The 23,928-nt window shown below is 57.4% G+C and carries 31 protein-coding genes; 18 read left to right on the plus strand and 13 right to left on the minus strand.

The window, feature by feature from the left end; translation table 11 throughout:
• Entirely contained in the window at positions 1–1,443 is a 1,443-nt protein-coding gene (locus ACR0DU_RS06620; protein WP_010438509.1) for a sensor histidine kinase, read from the minus strand.
• The gene (locus ACR0DU_RS06625) at positions 1,440–2,177 is read right to left on the minus strand and encodes a response regulator transcription factor (RefSeq protein WP_010438510.1); all 738 of its coding nucleotides are present in this window, start codon (positions 2,175–2,177) and stop codon (positions 1,440–1,442) included. The genes ACR0DU_RS06620 and ACR0DU_RS06625 overlap by 4 nt, the downstream gene beginning before the upstream one ends.
• A gap of 216 nt (positions 2,178–2,393) precedes the next feature.
• On the opposite strand from ACR0DU_RS06625, the gene ACR0DU_RS06630 reads away from it, so the two are divergent.
• The 4 genes from ACR0DU_RS06630 to ACR0DU_RS06645 are packed head-to-tail and all read left to right on the plus strand — an operon-like array spanning position 2,394 to position 6,563.
• Positions 2,394–3,638 carry an ABC transporter substrate-binding protein gene (locus ACR0DU_RS06630; RefSeq protein ID WP_010438511.1) on the plus strand — a complete coding sequence of 415 codons (1,245 nt, stop codon included), beginning with the start codon at positions 2,394–2,396 and terminating at the stop codon, positions 3,636–3,638.
• Positions 3,639–3,695: 57 nt separating this feature from the next.
• Positions 3,696–4,568, plus strand: coding sequence for a carbohydrate ABC transporter permease (locus ACR0DU_RS06635; RefSeq protein WP_039543053.1), 873 nt, complete (start codon positions 3,696–3,698; stop codon positions 4,566–4,568).
• On the plus strand, positions 4,561–5,460 hold the full coding sequence (locus tag ACR0DU_RS06640) for a carbohydrate ABC transporter permease (protein ID WP_480873177.1): 900 nt from the start codon (positions 4,561–4,563) through the stop codon (positions 5,458–5,460). Before ACR0DU_RS06635 ends, ACR0DU_RS06640 begins: the two co-directional genes overlap by 8 nt.
• A 5-nt stretch (positions 5,461–5,465) precedes the next feature.
• Positions 5,466–6,563, plus strand: a complete 1,098-nt coding sequence (locus ACR0DU_RS06645) for an ABC transporter ATP-binding protein (protein WP_010438520.1) — start codon at positions 5,466–5,468, stop codon at positions 6,561–6,563.
• Between the two features lie 77 nt (positions 6,564–6,640).
• On the opposite strand, the gene ACR0DU_RS06650 is transcribed toward ACR0DU_RS06645, so the two are convergent.
• Both ACR0DU_RS06650 and ACR0DU_RS06655 read right to left on the minus strand, forming a co-directional pair.
• On the minus strand, positions 6,641–7,249 hold the full coding sequence (locus tag ACR0DU_RS06650; protein WP_480873179.1) for an MlaC/ttg2D family ABC transporter substrate-binding protein: 609 nt from the start codon (positions 7,247–7,249) through the stop codon (positions 6,641–6,643).
• Entirely contained in the window at positions 7,239–8,054 is an 816-nt protein-coding gene (locus ACR0DU_RS06655; protein ID WP_010438526.1) for an MlaA family lipoprotein, read from the minus strand. The genes ACR0DU_RS06650 and ACR0DU_RS06655 overlap by 11 nt, the downstream gene beginning before the upstream one ends.
• Positions 8,055–8,350: 296 nt before the next feature.
• Here ACR0DU_RS06655 and ACR0DU_RS06660 point away from each other — a divergent pair, with 296 nt between their 5' ends.
• The 4 genes from ACR0DU_RS06660 to ACR0DU_RS06675 are packed head-to-tail and all read left to right on the plus strand — an operon-like array spanning position 8,351 to position 11,108.
• A complete protein-coding gene (locus ACR0DU_RS06660) occupies positions 8,351–8,806 on the plus strand; it encodes a RidA family protein (RefSeq protein ID WP_480873180.1) in 456 nt (151 codons plus the stop codon).
• Complete coding sequence (locus ACR0DU_RS06665; protein WP_480873182.1) at positions 8,803–9,573, plus strand: glycerophosphodiester phosphodiesterase family protein; 771 nt, start codon at positions 8,803–8,805, stop codon at positions 9,571–9,573. The genes ACR0DU_RS06660 and ACR0DU_RS06665 overlap by 4 nt, the downstream gene beginning before the upstream one ends.
• Positions 9,574–9,618: 45 nt before the next feature.
• Positions 9,619–10,806, plus strand: coding sequence for a GNAT family N-acetyltransferase (locus ACR0DU_RS06670; protein WP_480455880.1), 1,188 nt, complete (start codon positions 9,619–9,621; stop codon positions 10,804–10,806).
• Positions 10,803–11,108 (plus strand): 4a-hydroxytetrahydrobiopterin dehydratase, encoded by a 306-nt coding sequence (locus ACR0DU_RS06675; protein ID WP_170471617.1) that lies wholly within the window; start codon positions 10,803–10,805, stop codon positions 11,106–11,108. Before ACR0DU_RS06670 ends, ACR0DU_RS06675 begins: the two co-directional genes overlap by 4 nt.
• On the opposite strand, the gene ACR0DU_RS06680 is transcribed toward ACR0DU_RS06675, so the two are convergent.
• From ACR0DU_RS06680 to ACR0DU_RS06695, 4 genes are all read right to left on the minus strand, one after another.
• Positions 11,091–11,399, minus strand: coding sequence for a hypothetical protein (locus ACR0DU_RS06680; protein WP_480873183.1), 309 nt, complete (start codon positions 11,397–11,399; stop codon positions 11,091–11,093). The genes ACR0DU_RS06675 and ACR0DU_RS06680 overlap by 18 nt on opposite strands.
• Positions 11,400–11,424: 25 nt before the next feature.
• Positions 11,425–11,772, minus strand: coding sequence for an EF-hand domain-containing protein (locus ACR0DU_RS06685; protein ID WP_480873185.1), 348 nt, complete (start codon positions 11,770–11,772; stop codon positions 11,425–11,427).
• 11 nt (positions 11,773–11,783) lie between these two features.
• Entirely contained in the window at positions 11,784–12,029 is a 246-nt protein-coding gene (locus ACR0DU_RS06690; protein WP_010438542.1) for a glycine zipper 2TM domain-containing protein, read from the minus strand.
• Positions 12,030–12,131: 102 nt separating this feature from the next.
• Positions 12,132–12,617, minus strand: coding sequence for a peroxiredoxin (locus ACR0DU_RS06695; protein WP_010438545.1), 486 nt, complete (start codon positions 12,615–12,617; stop codon positions 12,132–12,134).
• 99 nt (positions 12,618–12,716) lie between these two features.
• On the opposite strand from ACR0DU_RS06695, the gene ACR0DU_RS06700 reads away from it, so the two are divergent.
• Genes ACR0DU_RS06700 through ACR0DU_RS06715 form a run of 4 tightly spaced genes read left to right on the plus strand, consistent with a single transcriptional unit; the run spans position 12,717 to position 15,324 of the window.
• Positions 12,717–13,928, plus strand: coding sequence for an FAD-dependent oxidoreductase (locus tag ACR0DU_RS06700; RefSeq protein WP_170780286.1), 1,212 nt, complete (start codon positions 12,717–12,719; stop codon positions 13,926–13,928).
• The gene (rsmD, locus tag ACR0DU_RS06705; protein ID WP_480873187.1) at positions 13,925–14,482 is read left to right on the plus strand and encodes a 16S rRNA (guanine(966)-N(2))-methyltransferase RsmD; all 558 of its coding nucleotides are present in this window, start codon (positions 13,925–13,927) and stop codon (positions 14,480–14,482) included. The genes ACR0DU_RS06700 and rsmD overlap by 4 nt, the downstream gene beginning before the upstream one ends.
• Before the next feature lies 1 nt (position 14,483).
• Positions 14,484–15,119 carry an HAD family hydrolase gene (locus tag ACR0DU_RS06710; RefSeq protein ID WP_480873189.1) on the plus strand — a complete coding sequence of 212 codons (636 nt, stop codon included), beginning with the start codon at positions 14,484–14,486 and terminating at the stop codon, positions 15,117–15,119.
• A gap of 25 nt (positions 15,120–15,144) precedes the next feature.
• Positions 15,145–15,324 carry a hypothetical protein gene (locus tag ACR0DU_RS06715; protein WP_010438555.1) on the plus strand — a complete coding sequence of 60 codons (180 nt, stop codon included), beginning with the start codon at positions 15,145–15,147 and terminating at the stop codon, positions 15,322–15,324.
• Here the strand turns inward: ACR0DU_RS06715 and map are convergent.
• The 3 genes from map to sfsA all read right to left on the minus strand — a co-directional run bounded on the left by map (position 15,312) and on the right by sfsA (position 17,591).
• Positions 15,312–16,124 carry a type I methionyl aminopeptidase gene (map, locus tag ACR0DU_RS06720; RefSeq protein ID WP_170780289.1) on the minus strand — a complete coding sequence of 271 codons (813 nt, stop codon included), beginning with the start codon at positions 16,122–16,124 and terminating at the stop codon, positions 15,312–15,314. The genes ACR0DU_RS06715 and map overlap by 13 nt on opposite strands.
• A 134-nt stretch (positions 16,125–16,258) precedes the next feature.
• Positions 16,259–16,828: a hypothetical protein gene (locus ACR0DU_RS06725; protein ID WP_480873191.1), complete on the minus strand. Its 570-nt coding sequence runs from the start codon at positions 16,826–16,828 to the stop codon at positions 16,259–16,261.
• Positions 16,829–16,877: 49 nt separating this feature from the next.
• Positions 16,878–17,591, minus strand: coding sequence for a DNA/RNA nuclease SfsA (gene sfsA, locus ACR0DU_RS06730; protein ID WP_480873193.1), 714 nt, complete (start codon positions 17,589–17,591; stop codon positions 16,878–16,880).
• 51 nt (positions 17,592–17,642) lie between these two features.
• On the opposite strand from sfsA, the gene ACR0DU_RS06735 reads away from it, so the two are divergent.
• The 5 genes from ACR0DU_RS06735 (at position 17,643) to ACR0DU_RS06755 (ending at position 21,518) form a co-directional block, all read left to right on the plus strand.
• On the plus strand, positions 17,643–18,365 hold the full coding sequence (locus tag ACR0DU_RS06735) for a competence/damage-inducible protein A (protein WP_480873195.1): 723 nt from the start codon (positions 17,643–17,645) through the stop codon (positions 18,363–18,365).
• Positions 18,362–19,072 carry a GNAT family N-acetyltransferase gene (locus tag ACR0DU_RS06740; protein WP_480873196.1) on the plus strand — a complete coding sequence of 237 codons (711 nt, stop codon included), beginning with the start codon at positions 18,362–18,364 and terminating at the stop codon, positions 19,070–19,072. Before ACR0DU_RS06735 ends, ACR0DU_RS06740 begins: the two co-directional genes overlap by 4 nt.
• A 10-nt stretch (positions 19,073–19,082) precedes the next feature.
• The gene (locus ACR0DU_RS06745; protein WP_480873198.1) at positions 19,083–19,655 is read left to right on the plus strand and encodes a peroxidase-related enzyme; all 573 of its coding nucleotides are present in this window, start codon (positions 19,083–19,085) and stop codon (positions 19,653–19,655) included.
• Positions 19,652–20,554, plus strand: coding sequence for an OmpA family protein (locus ACR0DU_RS06750; RefSeq protein WP_480873200.1), 903 nt, complete (start codon positions 19,652–19,654; stop codon positions 20,552–20,554). Before ACR0DU_RS06745 ends, ACR0DU_RS06750 begins: the two co-directional genes overlap by 4 nt.
• A 148-nt stretch (positions 20,555–20,702) precedes the next feature.
• A complete protein-coding gene (locus ACR0DU_RS06755) occupies positions 20,703–21,518 on the plus strand; it encodes a DUF2189 domain-containing protein (RefSeq protein ID WP_480873201.1) in 816 nt (271 codons plus the stop codon).
• 80 nt (positions 21,519–21,598) lie between these two features.
• Here ACR0DU_RS06755 and ACR0DU_RS06760 read toward each other — a convergent pair whose 3' ends face one another.
• Positions 21,599–22,504, minus strand: coding sequence for a LysR family transcriptional regulator (locus tag ACR0DU_RS06760; RefSeq protein WP_010438570.1), 906 nt, complete (start codon positions 22,502–22,504; stop codon positions 21,599–21,601).
• Positions 22,505–22,732: 228 nt separating this feature from the next.
• Here ACR0DU_RS06760 and ACR0DU_RS06765 point away from each other — a divergent pair, with 228 nt between their 5' ends.
• Positions 22,733–23,173 (plus strand): DUF4399 domain-containing protein, encoded by a 441-nt coding sequence (locus ACR0DU_RS06765; RefSeq protein WP_480873204.1) that lies wholly within the window; start codon positions 22,733–22,735, stop codon positions 23,171–23,173.
• Positions 23,174–23,176: 3 nt separating this feature from the next.
• Here ACR0DU_RS06765 and ACR0DU_RS06770 read toward each other — a convergent pair whose 3' ends face one another.
• Positions 23,177–23,857 (minus strand): ArsR/SmtB family transcription factor, encoded by a 681-nt coding sequence (locus ACR0DU_RS06770; RefSeq protein ID WP_480873206.1) that lies wholly within the window; start codon positions 23,855–23,857, stop codon positions 23,177–23,179.
• Positions 23,858–23,928 lie beyond the last annotated feature (71 nt).

Raw genomic sequence — 23,928 nt, forward strand, 5'->3', positions numbered from 1 at the left:
CTATTGCCGGGTGATCTGCAGGCAAGCGCGCAAGCCTTGGTCTCCTGCCTCAAAGCTCAGCGATCCGCCATGTTGCTCGGCAACGGTGCGTGCGATGGTCAGGCCAAGCCCAAAGCCATCTGACGAACCGATGTTTGACCCACGCTGGAACGGGGCCAGCAACGCCTCGATATCATCAACCGACAAATCGGTGCCTTTATCTTCGACAATAATCGTGGCGGATTGAGCATCGGTTTCCAGCTCAACCTCGGCCCGGCGCCCATATTTCAAGGCGTTGTCGATCAGATTTGACAGCGCCCGCCTCAACGAGATTGGTCGACCCATCACCAGAATGCGCCGTGTCTCAGGCAGCGATCCGTGCCCCCGGCGCGACATGAACAATGATGGCGCACCTTCGACAGCCACAGGTTCAATTGCTTTCAAAGATACCGGCAAGTTCATATCCTGATAGTCGGCGACCAGTGACTCGACCAGTGAGGTCAACGAGATCTGCCGCGGTTCTTCAACGCTGAGCTCGGACCTTGTATAGGTTAGTACACTTTCGATCATGCCGGTCATCTGATCCACGTCTGCTTCGAGCTTCTCGCGCAATTCGGCATCGTCGATCAGGGCGGCACGCAGCCGGACACGCGTTGCCGGCGTACCCAGATCGTGGCTAACACCCGACAGCACAATGGCGCGTTTCTCAAGCTGCGCGCGTTCAGCCTCAAGGTGATCATTCACTGCAGCCACGATATCGCGCAGCTCTTCCGGCCCGTCCGCATCATAACTTTGTGGCCCACCGCGACGTTTGCGGTCACCAAGTGCCTGTGCAAAGCGCGTGAAGCTGTCTGAGACATTCCCGACCGAGGTCAGCAACGCGGCCAGCGCGACTATTCCCAGCAATATCGCGGGCAGGCGCAGATCAATCGGCGCAGCTTTGCAGCCCCAGATTTCGGTGCCATCGACCTGCTGCCAAACCCCGCGCCCGAATTGCGCGATCAGGATGGGTTCGCTGCAATAGGTCGCAAGCAGGCGCGTCAGATTGCCCATCTTCTCGGGCCCGGTCTGATCGTTGCCCGACACGATATCCGAGACCGGATAGACCAGACGATCGGACAATACCGCTAGCGTCAGTTCGCGTCCACTCAGAGGGGCTGAACTGTCGGTCAGGATCGACAGATTGGTGACAAAGCGGCGATCCGAAAAGCCCGGCATTTGTTGGAATTCTCCCCTATCGGCAAGTGCGGCGGCCTTGGCCGGCAAGGGATTGATCAGCAAGCCGGGTGGCGGTGCCATCCCCGTCCGCAAATCCTCGTATACGGTGAATCCCGCAACAAATGCCTGAGTTTGGAAACGGTTCCAGGCCTGTGCAGAGGTGAACCACAATACGGTTGCCAACATCCCTGCAGCGAAGGCTGACAGCGTCCAGACCCAACCAAAACTGCGCAGGCGCAATGTCATGCGTCCTCATCTACCGAAATGTCGGCGGTAAATATGTACCCAACCCCACGCTCAGTGCGTAGCATCTGAGGCTCTTTCGGATTAGCCTCGATTTTAGAGCGTAGTCGCCCAACCAACATATCGATGGCGCGGCCTTGCGCCTCGGGCTTGTCAGCCTCGCCGGTGACATCAAGCGCGGTGGCGATCTCATCCCGGGTTAGCGGGATGTGCGGATTTGCTAGCAAGACTTTCAGCAGGGCGGTCTCGCGCTGTGAAAGCGAGACTAAATAGCCGTCGGGCGAATGTACCTCGTCCCGTTTGCCGTCAAAGACCCAGCCGTCAAAGTGAAATGTACGGGTACGGCGGCGATAAGCCAGCGAAGGGGTGCGTTGCGCGCGCTGCATCACAGCACGGACGCGGGCCAGCAGAAGCTGCGGGTTGAACGGCTTGGCAATGTAGTCATCCGCGCCAACTTCATATCCCGCCATTCGTTGGTGATCTGCCGACAGGGCCGAGACCAGAATGATCGGCACATCCTGTTCGGCCCTCAAGCGGGCACAGATCTCAACGCCGTTTTCATCGCCCAGCATCACGTCCAACAAGATCAGGTCGATCCGACCCGAGGTCAGGTGCGTGCGTATTTCACTTTCCGAACTGGCGGGCAGCGCTATATACCCGTTCTGCTGAAAGAACTGGGTCATCATCGAACGCATCTCAGAATCGTCGTCCACCACCAAGAGCCGGGGAATACCCACGCTAATCCTCCTCTCAAACTTCCTCCGCCGCCGCCAATTGTAACGAATGGAAACGGATTCAAGCCCAAAGTAACACGCGGTAACAAAAGCGGTGAAAATTTCCGCCTTGTCAGGATATTGCTCTGCATTCTGCGTTGCCATGCGACATTCTGTTAGCGCTATATCGGGCATCGCCGCCCATTGGGTGGCACCGAATTCTCAGGGAGGAGAACAAATATGAAGCGTTTTGCATTTGTCACTGTGTCGACCTTTGCCATTGCGGCCGGGTCGTCGGTAGTGGCCGAACCGCAGGCAGAAGTTCTGCACTGGTGGACATCCGGCGGTGAAGCGAAATCGGTCGCGGTTCTGCAGGAGGAGTTTGCCTCGAACGGTGGCACATGGACCGATATGCCGGTCGCAGGTGGCGGCGGTGATGCGGCCATGACTGCGCTTCGCGCACGTGTTCTGGCCGGTAACGCGCCGACAGCTGTTCAGCTGAAAGGCCCCGCCATTCAGGAATGGTATGAAGAAGGTGTTCTGGCAGACATCTCGGCCGTGGCCGAGGCAGAAGGCTGGGCTGATGTCCTGCCTGCGTCGATCGCGGGCCACATGAAGTGTGAAGGGACCTGGTGCGCGGCTCCGGTGAACGTTCACCGTGTTGACTGGATCTGGGCCAACGCGGACGTTCTGGCTGCAAACGGTATCGAAATGCCCAGCACTTGGGATGAATTCAATGCCGCTGCCGAAAAACTGCAAGCCGCCGGTGTGATCCCGCTGGCTCATGGCGGTCAGGCATGGCAGGACGCCACCGTATTCGAAGCAGTTGTGCTGGGTGTCGGTGGACCTGAATTCTACCAGAAAGCACTGGTCGACTTGGACCCCGAAGCGTTGACCTCGGACACCATGGTGCAGGCGTTTGATCAGATGCGTACCCTGCGCGGATACGTGGACGAGAACTTCTCGGGCCGCGACTGGAACCTCGCAACCGCGATGGTGATGAACGGCGAAGCCGCGTTCCAGATCATGGGTGACTGGGCCAAGGGTGAATTCCTGGCGGCTGGCAAAAAGCCCGGCGAAGATTTCCTGTGCGCCTCGACCCCCGGCGACGGGTATCTGTACAACGTCGACAGCTTTGCCATGTTTGACGTGGAAGGCGACGACAAGAAAGCCGGTCAGGACCTGCTCGCCAAGCTGATCGTTGCACCGAACTTCCAGAAAGTGTTCAACCTGAACAAAGGCTCGATCCCTGCGCGGACCGATGTTGGTCTGGAAGACTTTGACATCTGTGCCAATCTGTCGGCCGAAGACATGGGCTCGACATCTGCCGCAGGTTCGCTGCTGCCGTCTTACGCCCATGGCATGGCGCTGCGCGGGTCGCAGTCCGGTGCGATCACCGATGTTGTGACCGCACATTTCAACTCGGATATGTCCTCGGCTGACGCGGTTCAGCAACTGGCGGACGCGGTAGCAAACAGCTACTGATCCAATACGCTCTGCCCCCTATACTGAGGGGCAGAGCATTTTTCCCCGGAGGCTAAAATGTCCGAATGGCTGGAAAACCACCTGCCCAAGGTGGTGCTGGCACCGTCGTTCATCGCCGTATTGATCTTTGTCTACGGATTTATCGGATGGACCGCATGGGTGTCGCTGACCCGATCGAAACTACTGCCGAAATACGAGATCAAGGGCTTCATCCAGTATGAACGCCTCTTTGACTCGCCCCGTTGGGATACGGCGATCAACAACCTGTATATCTTTGGCGCGCTGTTCATCGTCATCGCGATGGTACTGGGCCTGTTGCTGGCCATCCTGCTGGATCAGAAAATCCGCGTCGAAGGAGCCATCCGCACGATCTACCTCTACCCGATGGCGCTGTCGATGATTGTGACCGGTACCGCGTGGAAGTGGATTCTGAACCCGGGCCTGGGCATCGAATCCATGGTGCAGGGTTGGGGCTTTCCGAATTTCGAATTCGATTGGTTGGTGAACCCCGACTACGCCATCTACACCATCGTGATTGCCGCGATCTGGCAGAGCTCGGGCTTCGTCATGGCGCTGTTTCTGGCCGGTCTGCGTTCGGTCGATGGCGAGATCATCAAGGCCGCTCAGGTCGATGGTATCCCTACATGGCGCATCTACACCGCGATCATCATTCCTTCGATGGCCCCGATCTTCCTGTCTGCTTTCATCGTTCTGGCGCACCTCGCGATCAAGAGCTTTGACCTTGTCATTGCCCTGACAGGCGGCGGTCCGGGCTATGCAACCGATCTGCCAGCCACCTACATGTACGCCATGGCGTTTTCACGCGGTGACATCGGTCAGGCGGCCTCGTCCGCAATGATCATGATGCTGGTCGTCTTTGCCATCGTGGTTCCCTATCTTTACTCAGAGCTGAGGGCGAAAAATGACTGATCTGTCGCTGCCCCAAACCCAAACCCGCACCCAAAGCGCCACTAGAAAGATTGCCCTGCGTTGGTTGCTTTACGTCCTGCTGTGCCTGTTCGCGCTGTATTACCTGATGCCGCTGTTCGTGATGTTGACCACATCGTTGAAAAGCCTTGAGGAAATCCGTACTGGCAGCCTGATTTCGCTGCCGCGAGAAGTCAGCTTCGACGCCTGGAAAATCGCATGGTCCGGCGCTTGTACCGGTATCCAGTGTGAAGGTCTGCGGCCTTACTTCTGGAACTCGGTCCTGATTGCGGTGCCTGCGGTGGCGATCTCGACCCTGCTGGGCGCGCTGAATGGCTATGTCGTGGCGCAGTGGCGGTTCAAAGGCGCCAACATCATTTTCTCGCTGATGCTGTTCGGTTGCTTCATCCCGTTTCAGGTTGTCCTTCTGCCGATGGCACGTCTGCTGGGTATGATGGGGATTGCGGGTACCATTCCGGGCCTGATCTTTGTCCATGTGATCTACGGGCTGGGCTTCACCACGCTGTTCTTCCGCAACTACTATGTCACCATTCCGGCTGAGCTGACCAAGGCGGCGCGTGTCGATGGGGCCGGGTTCTTGCGGATATTCTGGTCGATCTTCCTGCCGCTGTCGCTGCCCATCATCGTGGTGACTGTGATCTGGCAGTTCACGCAGATCTGGAACGACTTCCTGTTCGGCGTGTCGTTCAGCCAGGCGGGGACGCAACCCGTGACCGTGGCGCTCAACAACATCGTAAACTCCACCACCGGCGTCAAAGAATACAACGTCGACATGGCTGCCGCGATCATCGCGGGCCTGCCGACGCTGCTCGTTTATGTCGTTGCCGGTAAGTATTTCATCCGCGGTCTGACCGCTGGCTCAGTGAAGGGATAAGACCCATGGCTCCCATCCTTGATATCAACAAACTCTACAAGAATTACGGCCCTGTCGAAATTCTGAAAGACATCAACATCTCGATTGAACCTGGTGATTTCCTGGTGCTTGTCGGCCCCTCGGGCTGCGGTAAATCCACCCTGCTGAACTGCATTGCTGGGCTTGAGGAAATCACTGGCGGGACGCTCTCCATCGGCGGTAATGACATGACCCATGTCAGCCCCAAAGACCGTGACATCGCGATGGTGTTCCAGTCCTATGCTCTGTACCCGACCATGTCGGTGGCCAAGAACATCACTTTCGGCATGAAAGTGCGTGGGGTCGATCAGGCGACGCAGGATGCCAAGCTGAAAGAGGTCGCGTCGCTGCTGCAGATCGAACCGCTGCTCAACCGCCGCCCAAGCCAATTGTCGGGCGGTCAGCGTCAACGGGTCGCAATGGGCCGGGCGCTGGTGCGTGATCCTAAGCTGTTCCTGTTTGACGAACCCCTGTCGAACCTTGATGCCAAGCTGCGGGTCGAGATGCGGACCGAGATCAAGAAGCTACACCAGACGCTGGACGCTTCGATCGTTTACGTGACCCACGACCAAATCGAAGCGATGACGCTGGCGACCAAGATCGTCGTGCTTAAAGGCGGGATCGTGCAGCAGATCGGAACACCGGCCGAGATCTACAACAACCCAGCCAACCTTTTCGTTGCGGATTTCATGGGCTCTCCGGCGATGAACCTGATCCCAGCACAGGCATCGAACAATGGTTCGGGGACGCAGATTTCGATCACGCGAGAAACCGGCGATACGCTGGTCTTAACCGATGCGCGCGCGCCGGAACTGCCGCAGGATGTCATCCTCGGTCTACGCCCGGAAGACATTGCCGAGGCCGGTTTCCGCGCCGGGGCAGGCGTGCAAGAGGCGGCCTGCATGGTCGATATGGTCGAACCTGCCGGGGCCGACACCTATGTGGTCTCGGAACTGGGGGGCAAGCAGGTCACAGCTCGCCTGCATGCCGAAACCAGCGCGCAGGCGGGCCAGATGTTGAATCTGGCTTTCGACATGAGCAAGGTGTCGTATTTCGCCAAGGAAACGGGCGAACGACTGAATTGATTCCGTGGATTCAGGCAACGGATCGCCACTGTGCCGCCGGTGTTAATCGGCGGCACGCTCGTTTTCGGATATCAGGATCAGCCGGTGTTTTTCAGGTCCTTGATCAGGCGATTCAGATCACCGCCACGCGCATCCAGCATCGCGCCGATTTCAGTGCGTTCGGTCAGCAGCAGGTTCACGCCTTCGATGAACATGTTGTAGAACTTGCCGCGACCCGATTTGTCCGACACCAGGAAGGTCACCTCGAACGGAGATGAGCCGCGTAGTTTGACCGAGGTTCTGACCTCGTATCCGGTTTTGATCTTACGCGCATTGCGTACGGTGACCTCACCGCCGATGAACTCGCGGAACCGGCGACCGTATTTTCGCGAGATATAGCCCTCAAACGCCTTGGTGAACTGGCGCAGTTGTGCGGAGGAGGCTGTGCGTGCATCTGCCCCCAACGCATAGCGGGCCATGATCGGCACATCACCGTATTGAACGAAAATCTTCTGAAAATCGCGCAACATGGCGTTCTCGGATTTACCCGAGTCGATGATACGCGTGATATCGGCCACCACGCTGTTGACCAGTTGCTTGGCCTGCGCTTCGGTCAGCGCAAACGCGGGCAGAGGCAATGCGGCAACTGTCATCCCGGTAAGGACAGCGGCTACAAATCGGCGTCTGTTCAACAGGTTATTCGGCATAGGGGTCCTCATACGGGTCAAGATAGGGGTCTCTGACAGGGTCGGTCCCGGTGTTGGCGTAGGGATCGTCATACAGACCCAGATAGGCGTCTTCATCATCCCTTGCCAGTTCAAAGCGGCGATTTTGCAAATAGATCGTACGTGCCTGCGCGTAACTATCGGCACTGTCATAAAGAATTGAATCGACCGTATCCGAGAACCGTCCACGATCCCCCATGCGCCGCACAACCTCGGCATAGACACCAATGTTGTCGACCGGACGCACCGGAGAGAAGTTAATTGGGTTCGAGAAAAGATTGAATACGACGCCGACTGCATCTCGCGCGGTCGACGGGCCATAGAAAGGAAGTTCAACGTAGGCGCCCTCGCTGACACCCCAAACATGCAAGGTTTCTCCGAAATCGGTGTCGACGGGCGGCAGGTTCAATTCATCCGCCGGAGCGGACAGGCCAAATCCACCCACGGTCGAGTTGATCAGAAAGCGCAGCAACGCGTTGCCTGATTGTTTCAGATTGCCTTGCAACAGATAATCCAGAGCCTGCCCTGGCATGGTCAGGTTTTCAGCAAAGTGATTGAAGCTGGTGACCATCGGATCGGGCACGATCTTCACATAGCCTTTTGAGGCTGGACGGAACAGGAACCGGTCAACGCCCAGATTGAACTTGTGAATGCCACGGTTGGCACCTTCGTAAGGGTCGAAAATCTCACCTCGCGCGGCAGCGTCCTGTGGCTGCGTTGCGCATGCCGACAGAACCGTCATGATGGCGAATATGAATAGGTGCTTCAGGCGAATATAGCTTGGCACTGTCTTCTTTACTCCAAAAATACCCGGTGGTGTGCCGGGCCTTCAATCAATACGGCCATTGCGCTCATGGTGCGCAATTCGTCTCACATAGAGGTTTCGCGCGGAATATGAAACAACGACTCGCGTTTACCTCAGTAGGTGGGAGGTCGTAAAGTGACACGAATTCAACACTTCCTGAACAGGAGAACACCCGCGCAGTTCGCAGGCCTTAAGAAAATTACCGCTTTCCCGCTTTCCGAAACCTGCGTTCCCGGTTAGCGTCCGCGCGGAATCACTGTGAGATGAGGATCAACCACATGAGTATTGCAGCAAAACTGGACAGCTTGGGTGTCAATTTACCGGACGCGCCCGCGCCCGCAGCAAACTACGTTCCGTTCGTGCGCATCCGCAACATCGTCTATGTGTCGGGCCAAATCTCCAAGGCGGACGATCTGATCACAGGCAAGCTGGGCGATGACATGGATATTGAGGCAGGTGCGGCTGCGGCCAAGGTCTGCGCCATCAATCTGCTGGCTCAGGTAAAAGCGGCGTGCGACGGCGATATCGACAAACTGGTGCGGGTGATCAAACTGACTGGTTTCGTGAACTCGACTGCTGATTTCACCGCGCAACCGCAGGTGATCAATGGCGCGTCCGATTTTCTGGTTGAGGCGCTGGGTGAGGCTGGTCGTCACTCGCGCTCAGCCGTCAGCGCGGCGTCGCTGCCGCTAGGCGTCGCGGTCGAAATCGAAGGCATCTTCGAGGTTCAATGACACCTTCGCTGCCCCTTGAGTTTCTGAAGCGCCCGATTGCACATCGGGCGCTGCATGACGTTGCAGACCAGCGGCCCGAGAACAGCCGGTCCGCCATTCGTGCTGCGATCGACGCGGGATATGGCATTGAAATTGATCTGCAGCGCACGCGCGATAACCGTGCGATGGTGTTTCATGACTATGACATGACTCGCCTGACCGGACGCGCGGGACCTATTCAGCAAATCACTGCGGCGCAGGCTCAGGCGCAGCCTCTGCTGCATTCCGACGGTGAGAGTATCCCGTCATTCGAAGAGGTGTTGAACATGGTTGCCGGTCGGGTGCCTCTTCTGATTGAGCTTAAGGATCAGGATGGGGCAATGGGACCTGATATCGGTGCGTTGGAAGCGGATGTAGTAAGTGCGCTGAAAGGCTATGTCGGACTGGTCGCACTAATGTCATTCAACCCACACGCGGTTGCCGAACTCGCGCGCCTTGCGCCACACCTACCGCGCGGTCTCGTTACCGGCTCTTACGACCCAAAGGCCGAGCTTTTGCAGCAATCCATTTGCGACCATCTGCGCAATATCCCGGATTTTGACCGTGTTGGGGCCAGTTTCATCAGCCATGAAGCTTCTGATCTTGACCGACCCCGGGTCGCCGAGCTGAAGGAGCAAGGTGTGCCGATCCTGTGCTGGACGGTGCGCTCGCCTGAACAAGAGGCCGAGGCGCGCAGGGTTGCCGATAATGTGACCTTCGAAGGCTATCTGGCCGAATATCCCGCTTGATCCTGCCGCGCGCGATCACAGATAAAGGTGCAGCGCGGAGGGGACATGGATCAGGCACAGATAGAGGTTCGGGTTCTGACATCGCTATCGCAGATAACAGCGGGCGATTGGGACAGTTGCGCCTGTCCTGAGGTTGCTGATGGCGGGCGACCGCATGATCCGTTCACCACACACCGATTTTTGCTGGCTTTGGAAAAAAGCGGTTCAGTCGGACGCGGCACAGGCTGGCAGCCGCAATATCTGACGGCTTATCTAGATGGAATGCTGATCGGTGCGGCACCGATGTATGCCAAGTCGCATTCGCAGGGTGAGTACATCTTCGATCACAGCTGGGCCCATGCTTATGAAAGTGCAGGCGGGCGATACTATCCGAAACTGCAGATTGCTGCGCCATTTACACCCGCAACAGGCCGACGTTTTCTGGTACGGCCCGGCTATGATGCGGTGGGCATGTCAGCGCTGGTGCAAGGCGCGGTGCAGCTAGCCGCCGAAAATCGCATCTCCTCACTGCACGCCACCTTCTGCACCGAGGCCGAGGCGCTGGCTGGTGAACAGATGGGCCTGATGGTCCGGCATTCGCAGCAGTTTCACTGGCTCAATGATGGATACACCGATTTCGATGGGTTTCTGGCAGCGCTATCTTCGCGCAAACGCAAAAATATCCGGAAAGAACGCGAGCAGGCCTGTGACTTCGGCGGGCAGATTCGTACGATCACAGGCGATGATCTGCGGCCGGAGCACTGGGATGCCTTCTGGCGATTCTACCAGGATACCGGCGCGCGCAAATGGGGATCACCCTACCTGACGCGGCAATTCTTTGATATCGCTCAGGAAACGATGACAGATGACATCGCTCTGGTGCTGGCCGAGCGCAACGGATACCCGGTAGCCGGGGCCTTGAATTTCATCGGCCGGGAAACGCTCTATGGCCGCTATTGGGGCTGCGTGGAACACCATCCCTGCCTGCATTTCGAACTGTGCTATTATAGGGCGATCGACTTTGCCATTGCCGAAGGGCTGGCCCGGGTTGAGGCAGGTGCCCAGGGCGAGCACAAGCTGGCGCGCGGTTATATGCCGACCCGCACGCATAGCTTGCACTGGGTCGGTGATCCGGGTTTTGCTGATGCAGTTCAGAAATATCTGGACGCCGAAGCCCACGCAGTGGGAGAAGAGATCGAGATTCTGACGGATTATGGCCCGTTCAGGAAATCGAACCCGGAGGAACAGCAATGACCGAACTTCTGTCAACCGAGACCCGCGGCCCGCTGCTGGACCCGCTGTTCAGAAATGGCTGGACTATGGTTGAGGACCGCGATGCGATCACAAAGACCTTCATCTTCGATAATTTTGTCGCCGCTTTCGGCTGGATGACGCAGGTGGCGATCTGGGCCGAGAAATGGAACCACCACCCCGAATGGTCAAATGTCTACCGCACAGTCGAGGTGGTGCTGTCCACCCATGATGTTGGCGGCCTGTCCGCACAAGACGCCAAGCTGGCGCGCAAGATGGATAGCCTTCTATCGGTCGCCAGCTGACCCTGCACCACCTGCCAGCAACGCAGCGGTTCCTAGTTGTTTGAAATCATCTGGAGAAATGGTTCCTCCGCTGATATCGATTTTGGCCGGGATTCTGATCGTGCGGCTGCCGACCGAGCGGACGCTGCGGGTCGACGGGTTGATGTCGAGGCACCGTGTCTCATAACAGGTCAAACCGGCGGTATTGATCTGAATGCGGGTCTGTCCGTCTGGGCCGGTAACAACAGGTGATTGCGGTACATCACAAGCCGCGAGCACCAGAAGCGCGCCGAGGCTGATCCATCTCGTCATCTTACGCCTCCTGATTGATTGAGCACTAGTTTAATTGCCCATTGCCATCCAGATCAGCCGAGGTGAAATCGCTGTCCATCTGGGCGTCGTACTCTGGCCGTGAGATAGTGTTATCTCCATCGCGGTCAACATTCTGAAACTGCTTGATGTCTAGGAACGGTTTAGCTTCATCCAGGCCAAGTGTGCCGTTCTTGTCTTCGTCCATCGCTTGAAATGCATAGTCCGAGAAGGCGTTGAATTCGTCCTGGGACAGAAACCCATCATTGTTCTTGTCGATATTGTTCAGCTCGGCCTCATGCAATTCCGCGACAGTCTCGGCGTTGGCAACGCTGGCCATTATGAGGGCGGCTGCGATAATCAATACTCGGTTCATATCCAGTCTCCTCAACATGCGTAGCGTTCGCCAGACAGCCCACCCGCAGCAGCGCCCGCCGCGGTCAGAATGGTCTTGCCGGAACCGCCGCCAAATTGATTACCGATCACCCCACCGATTAGTGCACCGCCTATGGTTCCGCTCAGGCAGGCAATCTCGTGCTGTCGCGCCGCTTGCTGCTGGGGGGTGGGTGCGGGGCCGCACGCTGCTAAGGCGCCGGCGCCACCAAGAATCAAAGTGATTAATTTCAGTCGCATCAATGAACTCCCGGGTTGTATGGCCGAGTATTGGCACATCGGGTCGTTGCATCAAGTTAAATGCGTTTTATGTGGCCCCGGTTATGCCGGGGCCAACCGGGATCAGAAGGTTTCAAGCAGACCTTCGCCAGCCGAAATCTCGCAAACGCCCGGATTCTCTTCGATGTTCAAGGCGATTACCTTGCCGTCATCGACCAACATGGCATAGCGCTTGGACCGTGCCAGCAAACCAACCGGTGGCGCGTCGAAATCCATGCCTACCGCCTTGGTGAATTCCGATGCGGCGTCGGCCAGCATGGTCAATCCTGCGGCAGTTGCTCCGGTGCTTTCACCCCAGGCGCCCATCACGAAGGGATCGTTGACCGAAATACAGATGATCTCATCAACTCCTTTTGCGTCGAATTGGCCTTTTGTCCGCATGAAGCTTGGGACATGCGCGGTCGTGCAGGTCCCGGTAAATGCGCCGGGCACAGCAAAGATCACCACCTTGCGCCCTTTGGTTTTTTCTGAAATCCGCACCTCTCCAGGGCCATCGGCTCCCATCTGAATCAGCGTCGCGTCGGGCAGCATGTCACCTGTTGAAATCATTTATTAAGCTCCTGTCATTTGGATTTGCAGAGTCGGGCTTTGTCGCAATATAGGTTGTCGAAAGAAAGAGACCATCGGAATTCTGCAGGGGAGCACAACATGAGCCATATCGTCGTGATCGGGGCAGGGCAGGCTGGTGCTTCACTCGTGGCGCGGTTGCGCAAGGACGGCTTTGAAGGCGACATCACCCTGATTGGTGCCGAGCCGCACCTGCCCTACCAGCGCCCGCCATTATCCAAAGGCTACCTGTTGGGCGAGATGGAGTTGGAACGCCTGTTCCTGCGGCCCGATAGCTTCTATGCGGAAAACAATATCACCCTCCGACTGGGGCAGCGCGTGACCGGAATTGACCCAAAGGCCAAAACGGTAACCATAGGTGATGACGTGATCGCCTATGATGAGTTGGCTCTGACCACAGGCTCTGATCCGCGTCGTCTGCCCGCAGCCATTGGTGGCGATCTTGAAGGCGTCCATGTGGTGCGCGATCTTGCGCATATCGACGAGATGGAGCCTCGGGTAACCGATGGTGCACGTGCTCTGATCGTCGGTGGCGGCTATATCGGGCTCGAGGCCGCCGCGGTTTGTGCCAAGCGTGGGGTCAAAGTCACGCTGATCGAGATGGCAGACCGCATTCTGCAGCGTGTCGCCGCGAAAGAGACCAGCGACTATTTCCGTACGCTTCATACGGAATACGGAGCCGACATTTGCGAAGGCGTTGGGCTGGATCGTTTGGTTGGTGAAGATGGCAAGGTGACGGGTGCTATTCTGTCCGATGGCACCGAATTAAAGGTGGATTTCGTCGTGGTGGGGGTCGGCATCGCACCCTCAACGCAACTGGCTGAAATGGCGGGATTGGAGCTGGACAACGGCATCAAAACCGATGCCCATGGCCGCACGTCGGACCCGTCAATCTGGGCGGCGGGTGATTGTGCCTCGTTCCCGCATGGTGAGGGCCGCATTCGTCTGGAAAGCGTACCCAACGCCATCGATCAGGCCGAGATCGTGGCCCAGAACATGCTGGGTGCTGCCAAGGATTATACCGCGACGCCGTGGTTCTGGTCGGATCAGTACGACGTCAAGCTGCAGATTGCGGGCCTAAATACAGGCTATGATCGCGTCGTGACCCGCAAGGGTGAAGGCGCGACGGTGTCCTTCTGGTACTATAAAGGCGATCAGCTGATTGCGGTCGACGCGATGAACGACCCGCGCGCTTATATGGTAGGCAAACGCCTGATCGATGCGGGTAAAACAGCTGATCCGAGGGTGGTGGCTGACCCAGAAGCGGACTTGAAACCGCTGCTCAAAGCGTGAGGATTATCGCCGGTAACTTCCGGGGCCGGGCATTGGCCTCGGTCGGTAAAGGCGATGCGGGGGCCCATCTGCGCCCCACTACCGATCGGGTGCGGGAAAGCCTTTTCAACGTCCTGAACCATCAGATCGACATTGATGGTCTGCACGTGTTGGACCTGTTTGCAGGTACTGGTGCGTTGGGGCTTGAAGCGCTGTCGCGCGGAGCGGCCCATGTTACGTTTGTCGATGATGGGCGAATTGCGCAGGGTCTGATACGCAAGAATATCGATCTGACCGGAAGTCGGGACCAGACCACTCTGATCAGACGTGACGCAACGCGGTTGGTGGAAAACGCAGGCGACGCATGCGATCTGGTCTTTCTTGATCCGCCTTATGGCAAAGACCTGGGTCAAAAGGCGCTGGCGGCGGCCACCAAAGGTGGCTGGCTGGCCCAGGACGCCCTGATCGTGTGGGAGGAAAACGCCCCCATGATTGCTCCAAATGGGTTCGCTCTGCATGACGCGCGGAAATATGGCGACACGTGCATTTCGCTGATGTGGCGAACTGGGGGCTGATATGCATGATCTGGTCATTTTCGATTGCGACGGGGTTCTGGTTGATAGCGAGGTTCTGTCCAATCAGGTCATGATCGACAATCTGGCCCAATATGGTCTGCACCTGACCCTTGCAGAGTGCATGTCTCTTTTCGTCGGTGGTACGATGACTGGTGTCCGAGACAAGGCGCGCGATCTCGGTGCGGATCTGCCTGACGACTGGACCGATCAAATCTACTCGGAAATCTATGAGAGGCTGCGAGCGGGCACTCCTTTGGTTGAAGGCATCCCAGAATTGCTGACGCAATTGGATGCAGCCACCATTCCTTATTGTGTCGCCTCAAATGGCAGGCCAGAGAAAATGCAGATTACTCTGGGTCAGAACGGTCTGTGGGAGCGGTTCAGCACGGTCATGTTTTCGGCCCATGTGCTGGGCTCAGGTAAACCTGACCCCACCCTGTTCCTGACAGCGGCGCAGCAATTTGGCGCCAAATCGCCGGTCGTGATCGAAGACAGTGAGAACGGCGTCACCGCCGCCATCCGTGCCAATATGCGCTGCCTCGCCTATGCAGCCCACGACGACGGCGCGCGGCTGGCTGCGCTGGGGGCCGAGGTCTTCACGGATATGTCACATGTGCCGGGGCTTTTGGGACTCTGACCGAGAAATATGCTAAGGTCGGCCCATGGACCGCGCCATCACACCTCCGTTTTGGGGCTTTTTGACAGACAGCGACGCCACCACCGGGCCGCCGACCAAACCGATGCGCGCGCCGGTGTTTATCAACGACGCGGTGATCCCCTGGCGCGATGAGACGTTGTTGCTGAAACTTTTACGCGATCAGGCGACTGATCAGGACGAATAAGTCGGGTGATATTTGCCACCCGGTGACAGGGTGAAAATCTCAACCCCATCGGCCGTCACACCCACCGAATGCTCAAACTGCGCCGACAGAGATTTGTCGCGAGTCACGGCAGTCCAGTCATCGGCAAGTGTTTTGGTTTCGGGGCGGCCCAGATTGACCATCGGTTCGATGGTGAAGAACATGCCTTCTTCCAACACGGCGCCAGTTCCGGGGCGGCCGTAGTGCAGAACGTTTGGTGGTGCGTGGAAAACACGGCCCAGCCCATGTCCGCAGAAATCGCGGACAACGCTCATCCGGTGCGCCTCGACATAGGCCTGAATGGCATGGCCTATATCCCCGAAGGTATTACCCGGCTTGACCATATCGATGCCCTTGAACAGCGCATCATGGGTCACCTGAATCAGCCGCTCGGCTTTACGCGGAAGCTTACCAGCCACGTACATACGCGAGGTGTCACCAAACCAGCCATCGACGATCACAGTGACGTCGATATTCAGGATATCGCCATCCTTCAGCTTCTTCTCGCCGGGTATGCCGTGACAGACTACATGGTTCACGCTAATACAACTTGCGTGCTGATAACCTTTATAGCCAATGGTCGCTGATTCTGCGCCCGCGTCCTCGACCATCTGCGTGATCAGCCCGTCAATCGCACCCGTGGTCTGACCGACAAAAACATGATCAGCAATATCGTCCAATATCTGCGCAGCCAGCACCCCTGCCGCATGCATTCCGGCAAAGTCACTTTGTTCGTAGATACGGATGCCATCCTTGGTCAGACGGCCACGATGTTCTTTCATCGGTGCGAGACTCCAAATATTTCACGCAGCACTTCTTTTACGCTGCTTGTGCAGAAAGTACCAGAGGGTGTGCGGTCGTGGATGTTTTTCAGTTAATTTGATTTAATACAGAGACTGATAAGGGCTCTTGGTGATCAAGGTAGACGAAAGTGAGTTGGAAATACGCCGACACTGCTTCCGGGGCCAACAAGAATAATCTTCCTTCCGGTTCGCAAACGTCTGCGAATACTGTTCGGGACATCACAAACGACGTTAACGGCACGCGCCGTGTCTTTCAGAGCGATTGGCCTAGGGCACCTCCGATAATCTCCCATATTGGGATCACTAACAACAAATGTTATTTCTACCGTGCGAAAAGAGGGAAGAGAAATAACCATAGGGATCGTCGCCGCCACTACAAGAAACCCCGCAAACGCACCTGCCAAAGGCATGAACAATATAGACAATGTTGTTTTTATTGGCTCTGAGAATAGGATGCCTTCCGATAAGCTAAGATGAACCGCCCAAAGTGCTGTTGCTCCTGAAATTGCTCCCACTATGCATGCAGGCCAAAATGCCAAGGAAAGCCAAACTGGAGAGGGGATAAACCCTACACCAAAAAATCTTGCCAATACAGGTACGCCACCCAAAATCATTAGAGTCAGTGAGATTGTTCGAATACGTTTTTTTAAGCGGGTGTTCTCAGTCTTCGATGGGGCAGTCATTCAGTTGTCCTTTGAGAAACCTAGGCAAATTCGATAGAAATAGTCGGATTCATCTGAGTTTTCTCTCAACAATTGATTGACGAGTTACCAAAATACCCATTGGCGAAATCTGCGTCCCGTAAACCAACTTCTCCACCCCCTGTGCCCGCGCTGCTTCAAACGCCGCCGCATAGGTCGGATCAATATCCGCCGCCAGCGCAAACCGGTCGCAATCGGTCCGCTGCACCAGATACAGCATCACCGCCCGATGCCCTTGTGCCGCCATAGCCGCCAGTTCGCCCAGATGTTTAGTGCCGCGTGCGGTGACACTGTCGGGGAATTCAGCCAGCCCGGGTTGGCGTGAGAGGGTGACGCTTTTGACCTCGACATAAGCATCTGGCAGGCCGGGCTGGGTCAGCAGGAAATCGATGCGGCTGTTTTCACCGTATTTGACCTCAGGGCGGACGGTTTCATAGGCCGCCAGTTCGGGGATTTCGCGTGCCTCAAGCGCCGCCCGAAGCGCCTTGTTTGGGACGGATGTGTCGACTCCTGTGAAATGCCCGTTCTCATGATCAACAAGCCGCCAGCCGTATTTCAGCTTTTTCTTCGGATCATCATTCGGCTCCAGCCAGATTTTCTCACCCGGCTCCGCCAGCCCCATCATCGAGCCGGGATTGGCGCAATGGGCTGTTACTTCGCGCCCGTCTTCCAACCTGCAATCTGCCAGAAAGCGCTTGTAACGTCGGATCAGGCGGGCGGGGACAAGGGGGGTTTCAAATCGCATGGCCTAGGGCCTATACCTGCCCTAACGGTCGATCAAGAGGGAGGGCGCGCCATGGCCAATCCAACCGCTGCAATGTTGGTGATCGGGGATGAGATCCTCTCGGGCCGCACCCGCGATGCCAATATGCATTATCTGGCTGGAGAGCTGGCCAAACACGGCATCGATCTGAAAGAGGTGCGCATTGTCAGTGATGATGCGCCCGCGATTGAGGCGGCAGTCAGGGCGCTGTCCCAGGCCCATGACCACGTGTTTACTAGTGGCGGCATCGGCCCGACCCATGACGATATCACCGCCGATTGCATCGCTCGAGCTTTTGGCGCGCATATCGATGTTCGCCACGACGCGCGGGCGCTGCTTGAAGCGCATTACGAGAAGTCTGGGCTGGAGCTGAACGACGCTCGCCTGCGTATGGCGCGTATCCCGGACGGGGCGGAATTGATCGACAACCCGGTCTCGACCGCGCCCGGCTTTACGATTGCAAACGTCCATGTCATGGCCGGAGTACCGTTGGTTTTTCAGGCGATGGTGGCGAGTGTTTTACCTTTGCTTACCGGAGGCAACCCGCTGTTGTCGCAGACTCTGCGTGTGGACAGAGGTGAGGGCGATATAGCGTCGACCTTGGCCGCGCTCGCGAAAGATTTCGGCGACCTCTCGATCGGATGTTATCCGTTTCAGACAAATGGCGTGTTCGGGGCGAATGTGGTTGTGCGCGGCACCGATGGCGGGCGCATTGATGCCGCCATGACCCGCCTCGCGAAAGAGATCGAGCTTTGAGCACCGATTGGGCTGCAGTTGTAGACGGCACATGGCCTGCTGCGGGCTATCAATCGCATGGCCCTTTTCGGCTGCGACAAGGGCAGGGCGGAGGGTCACGCGTATCCGCCGCCAGTCGGATTGGGGACGTAACCAACGCCGATATCGACGCGGCTGAAGGCGCCATGCAGGCGATGGGCCAGAAACGCATCTTCTGCCTGCGTCCGGGGGATGAAGTGCTGGATGCGCAGCTTGCCGAACGCGGATATGACATTCTTGATCCGGTCAATATCTATTCCTGCCCGGCGCAGCAATTGACCGATATCCCGATCCCGCGCGTGACTGTTTTCAACATCTGGGAACCGCTGGCCATCATGCGCGAGATCTGGGCGCAGGGCGGTATCGGCCCCGAGCGGATTGCCATCATGTACCGGGCACCGGGCCCAAAGACCGGCCTTTTGTTGCGCCACAGCGATCAACCCGCAGGAACGGGTTTTGTGGCGATCCACGACGGTATCGCGATGGTGCATGCGTTGGAAATCCTGCCGGATCATCGCCGCAAGGGGTTGGGCAACTGGGCAATGCGAGCCGCGGCTTTTTGGGCGCTGGACAATGGCGCCGAGACGCTTAGCGTGATTTGTACCAAGGCGAATGCAGGGGCCAATGGCCTCTACCACTCGCTTGGGATGAAGATCGACGGAGAATACCACTATCGCCAGCGCGTCTAAGGAGAGCGAATTGACCAAACAGGACATGCCCACTGCCCTGGATCTGCCAATGGTGGACCCTCTACCGCCAGAGACGCAGAAATACTTCGATATCTGTGTCGAGAAACTGGGAATGGTGCCGAATGTCCTGCGCGCCTATGCCTTCGATATCGACAAGCTGAACGCCTTCACTTCGATGTATAATGATCTGATGCTGGCCGACAGCGGGCTGTCCAAACTGGAGCGCGAGATGATCGCGGTCGTGGTGTCTTCGATCAACAAATGCTTCTATTGCCTCGTGGCCCATGGCGCGGCAGTGCGGCAGCTTTCGGGTGACCCGCAACTGGGCGAGATGTTGGTGATGAACTACCGCGTCACCAAACTGGATGCGCGCCAACGTGCGATGCTGGATTTCGCCGCCAAGATGACCACTGCCAGTACCACAATCGAAGAGCCCGACCGCCAGTTATTGCGCGATGCTGGATTCTCGGATCGCGATATCTGGGACATCGCCAATGTCACCGGTTTCTTCAACATGACCAACCGCGTGGCCAGTGCCACTGCGATGGTCCCGAACCCTGAGTATCACGCCCAGTTCCGATGATCCGAACCCTGTTCATCTGTATTGCTTTGCTGGCCGCGCCTGCCTTGGCGCAGGAGTTGAACTTTCCTGCGGGCGCCCGGCAGATATCTGACCGCACCAGCGCGCTTGACAGTTACGACCTGCCAACCGGCGTGTTTGCCGACGGCGCAATTCCGTCCCGCAATGTCGAGGGGCGTGTTGAGCGGCTGACATGGCGGCTTCAGGCGGGGTCCAACACAACGCTGCAAATCCTTGCACCTCTGCGGGATCAGCTTCAGGCGCAGGGTTTCGAGATCGCGTTTGAATGTGAGGCACGCAATTGTGGCGGGTTCGATTTCCGCTTTGGCACCGAGGTAGTGCCGACACCCGACATGTATGTGGCGATCCACGATTACCGCTTTCTGTCCGCGACCCGCGGCGACGAGGTGCTGAGCCTGCTGGTCAGCCGTAACCCGCCAGATGGCTATGTGCAGACGATCCGGGTGACTCCGCTGGGCACGCAACCCGCGCCGCCATTGGTGATCGAAGATACCGTTGAAGGCTCGGCCGGGTTGCTCAGCGATCTCAGCGGCACCGGTCACGTCATTCTCGATGATCTGCACTTTCGCACCGGCGAAGTCGCGCTGGGCGAAGGGCCATTTACCTCGCTAGCGCTGCTTGCGGGCTATCTGGCCGACAATCCATCGACCCGCTTGGCGCTGGTCGGACACACGGATGATACCGGCGCCCTGTCGGCCAATATTGCGGTCAGTACCAAACGGGCCGAAGCTGTGCGCGCGCGTCTGATCGAAGCACACGGCGTTGCTGCCGACCGGATCGAAGCGCAGGGCGTAGGCTATCTTGCGCCCATCACCTCGAACGCCGCGCCCGAGGGCCGGGATATCAATCGCCGGGTCGAGGCGGTGTTGCTGGTCAACTGACGGGCGCAGGCATCGCACCCGCCCTGTGCACCTCTTGCCCTGATGCCACACCCTGATGCACACTTGCAGATAAACGGGACCTCTGTCTTGCTGTCGGACCTGTTGGCAGGCAGTCCCATCCGCCACCAAGCTTAGGGAGGAGTGCGTCATGGCATCCAGGACCGACGATTCCACACCGCCGGATAACATGGCCCCACAACAAGCCATGCCCGAGGTCAACAGGCTGACAGCGGCAGATATCACCGCGTCGCTCAAGGCCGGGTTTTCCGACTTCCTTGCGCGCCCGGTCATGAGCGGATTTTTCGGCCTGTTCTATGCGGTTTTCGGCATCCTGTTCGTCTGGTGCCTGGTTTGGCTTGGCAAGATCTGGATGATCATTCCTGCGGCGGTAGGCTTTCCGCTGGTCGCGCCCTTCGCAGCCGCGGGGCTCTATGAGATGTCCCGTCGCTTGCAAAAAGGGGAAAACTTCGGGTGGTCCGAAATCCTCACCGTCATGGCCAATCAACGCAAACGCGAGCTGGGCTGGATGGCCTTCGTCACCCTGTTTATATTCTGGGTCTGGACCTATCAAATCCGCCTTTGGCTGGCGATCACTCTGCAAAAAGCGTCATTTTCCGATTTTGAGGGGTTCTTGAACATCGTGCTTTTCACGCCGCAGGGCTGGACCTTCCTTGCGATTGGCACCTGCGTCGGGGCGTTTCTGTCGGCTGTGCTGTTCTCGGTAACCGTTATCGCCATGCCGATGCTGCTGGATCGTGAAACCAATTTCGTCTCTGCCATGCTTACCTCGGTTCGCGCCGTCTCCGAGAATCCGGTGGTGATGCTCGGCTGGGCTGCGATCATTTCGGTCACCATGCTGATATCACTGGCACCCGCGTTTTTGGGACTTGTCTTTACACTGCCGATCCTGGGTCACACCACATGGCACCTGTATCAGCGGGCTGTATCACCTGCTGAGGTTTGACCGGCAGATTCAGATCGAACGAGCGACAAAAAAGACCCGCACTGATCAGCGCGGGTCATTTAGGTTCCACAGGGAGAATTCTACCAATCCATCGGACCTTTTTCAGCGAAGGATGCGACCAGAAAATCGATGAAAGCACGCACCTTGGGCTGGGTGAACCGGCCCGGCGGATAAACTGCGTAAACGCCTTGCACCTCGTCCGGAAGCGAAGGCATCGCATCCACCACCTCGCCCGATTTCAGCGCGTCGGCATAGAGATAGCTGGGCAGATGTGCGATCCCAAGGCCCGAGATTGCGGCGTTTAACAGCGACTGTCCGTCATTTACGCTTAACCAACCAGCGGTGCGCACCTGACGTTTCTCGCCCGACGGCGCGGTCAATTTCCAAACGCTGCCCGAGGACTGACTCGAATAGTGCAGTAGCTTGTGTTCATTCAGGTCGTCGATCTTTTGCGGGCGCCCAAACTGCTCGATATAGCTGGGCGCTACGACCATGCGTTTTACGGTTTCGGTCAGTTTGCGGGCGCGCAAGGTGCTGTCTTCCAGTTCCCCAATGCGCACGGCCACGTCAAAGCCTTCCGAGATCAGTTCGACGTAACGGTTGTTCAGCACCATGTTCACGGTGATATCGGGATAGGCAGACAGGAATTCCGAAAGCACAGGTGACAGGTGATTGACACCGAAATCCGTCGCCACACTGATCCGCAGAAGACCAGAAGGGTCGGATTGCATCGAGGTTACAAGCGCATCTGCCTCGCCCGCGTCGTTGAGCACGCGCCGGGCGCGATCATAATAGGCCAGTCCAATCTCGGTCGGTGAAACCCGGCGTGTGGTGCGGTTTAGCAGTCGCGCACCCAGCCGCGCCTCAAGGCTCGACACGTGTTTGGACACGGCTGATTTGGAGATACCCATTTTTTTGGCCGCGTCGGTGAAACCACCCTGGTCCACCACGTTGGAAAAGGCCTCCATTTCGGTCAGTCGATCCATTCTCGTTCCCCAGGTCTTCTGTTCGTTGTCTCTTTATTGCGATCAATCTGGGCGAGAACTGGGCAGACATGAGATAATATCAGGGTTTTGATAGGGATCGTTTGCGACTGGGAAACGCCGAAGTTGCCGTGCTGTAATTCCAAACACCCAACACAAATAACCGATATCTGGACTTTTTCTCTATCGTGCTATGATGAGAATGGCATTTTTGTGACCATGGAGGAGATCATGAAAGCCCTATTTGCTGCTGCCGCCCTGTGCCTGTCCGCAACTCTCGCGTCGGCCGGGGGAGAAACGCCGTCAAACCCTGATGCCAGGGTTTATTTCGCAAATCTGACTGACGGAGACACCGTACAATCACCCGTCACGATCGTGTTTGGCCTAAGTGGGATGGGTGTTGCTCCTGCCGGAACCGAAAAGGAGAACACGGGCCACCATCACCTTCTGGTTGATCGTCCTCCGTTGGGGCAGGGTGAAGACGGCGCGGATGAACTGGCCTATGGGCTGCCCGCAGATGACAACCACATCCACTTTGGCGGCGGCCAGACCGAGGTCACGCTGGAATTGAGCCCGGGGGAACACGCTTTGCAGCTTGTGTTGGGTGATGCGGGTCATGTACCCCACGCGACGCCAATCGTTTCAGAGGTGATTACAATCACTGTAGAGTAGTGGTTAAGCGCTGAATTGTCCGTCGAACTCAGTTTCTCCTGTTCGGGTAAAGCGGATGATGCGGCTGTCAGGTATACGCACAAGCCAGCCGATCTCTTCCATGCGGGTCAGCATGGCGCGGCCGAGTTTGCCGGCCAAATGCGTTTCCCGTTCGCTCCAGTCTAGACAGGGGCGGCAAAGCGGTGCGCGGCTGCGGCTGAGTCCTTCCAGATCGATGCCAAAGCCGGTGCAGAATTGAGTGCCCTCTTCGGTCAGGTGAACCGCGTCTTCCGTTGTCTCAAGATACCCTTGTTTCTGCATGGCGGAGAACATCTGCACCCCACGGCTGCCCGCAAGATGGTTGTAGCAAACCCGTGCTGACCGCATTTCCGCATCTTTTGGTCCGGTCTGCGTCCGCAGATGGCCGCGTCCTGCAGCCAGCCCCATAAGGTTTTCCAGCACATGCGCCACATCTTCTCCGGACAGTCCGTAATATTTGTGCCGTCCCTGTCCACGCACACGGACCAGGCTGCCTGCAAGCAGCTTTTTCAGGTGTGAGCTTGCGGTTTGGGGGCTGATCCCGGCCTCACGCGCCAGTTCGCCAGCCGTCAGCGCTTTGCCCGACATCAGTGCTGTTAGCATATTGGCACGCGCAGGATCGCCAATCAGCGCCGCGATCTGTGCAATATCCGGTCCGTCTCGCATGCTTCGACCATAGTCGAAACATAAGCCGCATCCAAGAGGTTATTCTTTGCCAATCATCAACTGGAGGCATC

It is taken from the genome of Ruegeria sp. G2 (assembly GCF_056533505.1).

Bases quoted from the DNA above. Each gene is read 5' to 3' on its own strand.
- ACR0DU_RS06735 (WP_480873195.1), top strand. From the start codon at position 17,643: ATGGCCAATCCAACCGCTGCAATGTTGGTGATCGGGGATGAGATCCTC.
- ACR0DU_RS06675 (WP_170471617.1), top strand. From the start codon at position 10,803: ATGACCGAACTTCTGTCAACCGAGACCCGCGGCCCGCTGCTGGACCCG.
- ACR0DU_RS06770 (WP_480873206.1), bottom strand. From the start codon at position 23,857: ATGCGAGACGGACCGGATATTGCACAGATCGCGGCGCTGATTGGCGAT.
- ACR0DU_RS06670 (WP_480455880.1), top strand. From the start codon at position 9,619: ATGGATCAGGCACAGATAGAGGTTCGGGTTCTGACATCGCTATCGCAG.
- ACR0DU_RS06715 (WP_010438555.1), top strand. From the start codon at position 15,145: ATGGACCGCGCCATCACACCTCCGTTTTGGGGCTTTTTGACAGACAGC.
- ACR0DU_RS06700 (WP_170780286.1), top strand. From the start codon at position 12,717: ATGAGCCATATCGTCGTGATCGGGGCAGGGCAGGCTGGTGCTTCACTC.
- map (WP_170780289.1), bottom strand. From the start codon at position 16,124: ATGAAAGAACATCGTGGCCGTCTGACCAAGGATGGCATCCGTATCTAC.
- ACR0DU_RS06650 (WP_480873179.1), bottom strand. From the start codon at position 7,249: ATGCCGAATAACCTGTTGAACAGACGCCGATTTGTAGCCGCTGTCCTT.
- ACR0DU_RS06750 (WP_480873200.1), top strand. From the start codon at position 19,652: ATGATCCGAACCCTGTTCATCTGTATTGCTTTGCTGGCCGCGCCTGCC.
- ACR0DU_RS06690 (WP_010438542.1), bottom strand. From the start codon at position 12,029: ATGCGACTGAAATTAATCACTTTGATTCTTGGTGGCGCCGGCGCCTTA.
- ACR0DU_RS06620 (WP_010438509.1), bottom strand. From the start codon at position 1,443: ATGACATTGCGCCTGCGCAGTTTTGGTTGGGTCTGGACGCTGTCAGCC.
- ACR0DU_RS06710 (WP_480873189.1), top strand. From the start codon at position 14,484: ATGCATGATCTGGTCATTTTCGATTGCGACGGGGTTCTGGTTGATAGC.
- ACR0DU_RS06725 (WP_480873191.1), bottom strand. From the start codon at position 16,828: ATGACTGCCCCATCGAAGACTGAGAACACCCGCTTAAAAAAACGTATT.
- ACR0DU_RS06630 (WP_010438511.1), top strand. From the start codon at position 2,394: ATGAAGCGTTTTGCATTTGTCACTGTGTCGACCTTTGCCATTGCGGCC.
- ACR0DU_RS06755 (WP_480873201.1), top strand. From the start codon at position 20,703: ATGGCATCCAGGACCGACGATTCCACACCGCCGGATAACATGGCCCCA.
- ACR0DU_RS06635 (WP_039543053.1), top strand. From the start codon at position 3,696: ATGTCCGAATGGCTGGAAAACCACCTGCCCAAGGTGGTGCTGGCACCG.
- ACR0DU_RS06680 (WP_480873183.1), bottom strand. From the start codon at position 11,399: ATGACGAGATGGATCAGCCTCGGCGCGCTTCTGGTGCTCGCGGCTTGT.
- ACR0DU_RS06660 (WP_480873180.1), top strand. From the start codon at position 8,351: ATGAGTATTGCAGCAAAACTGGACAGCTTGGGTGTCAATTTACCGGAC.
- ACR0DU_RS06640 (WP_480873177.1), top strand. From the start codon at position 4,561: ATGACTGATCTGTCGCTGCCCCAAACCCAAACCCGCACCCAAAGCGCC.
- ACR0DU_RS06665 (WP_480873182.1), top strand. From the start codon at position 8,803: ATGACACCTTCGCTGCCCCTTGAGTTTCTGAAGCGCCCGATTGCACAT.
- sfsA (WP_480873193.1), bottom strand. From the start codon at position 17,591: ATGCGATTTGAAACCCCCCTTGTCCCCGCCCGCCTGATCCGACGTTAC.
- ACR0DU_RS06765 (WP_480873204.1), top strand. From the start codon at position 22,733: ATGAAAGCCCTATTTGCTGCTGCCGCCCTGTGCCTGTCCGCAACTCTC.
- ACR0DU_RS06760 (WP_010438570.1), bottom strand. From the start codon at position 22,504: ATGGATCGACTGACCGAAATGGAGGCCTTTTCCAACGTGGTGGACCAG.
- ACR0DU_RS06695 (WP_010438545.1), bottom strand. From the start codon at position 12,617: ATGATTTCAACAGGTGACATGCTGCCCGACGCGACGCTGATTCAGATG.
- ACR0DU_RS06645 (WP_010438520.1), top strand. From the start codon at position 5,466: ATGGCTCCCATCCTTGATATCAACAAACTCTACAAGAATTACGGCCCT.
- ACR0DU_RS06685 (WP_480873185.1), bottom strand. From the start codon at position 11,772: ATGAACCGAGTATTGATTATCGCAGCCGCCCTCATAATGGCCAGCGTT.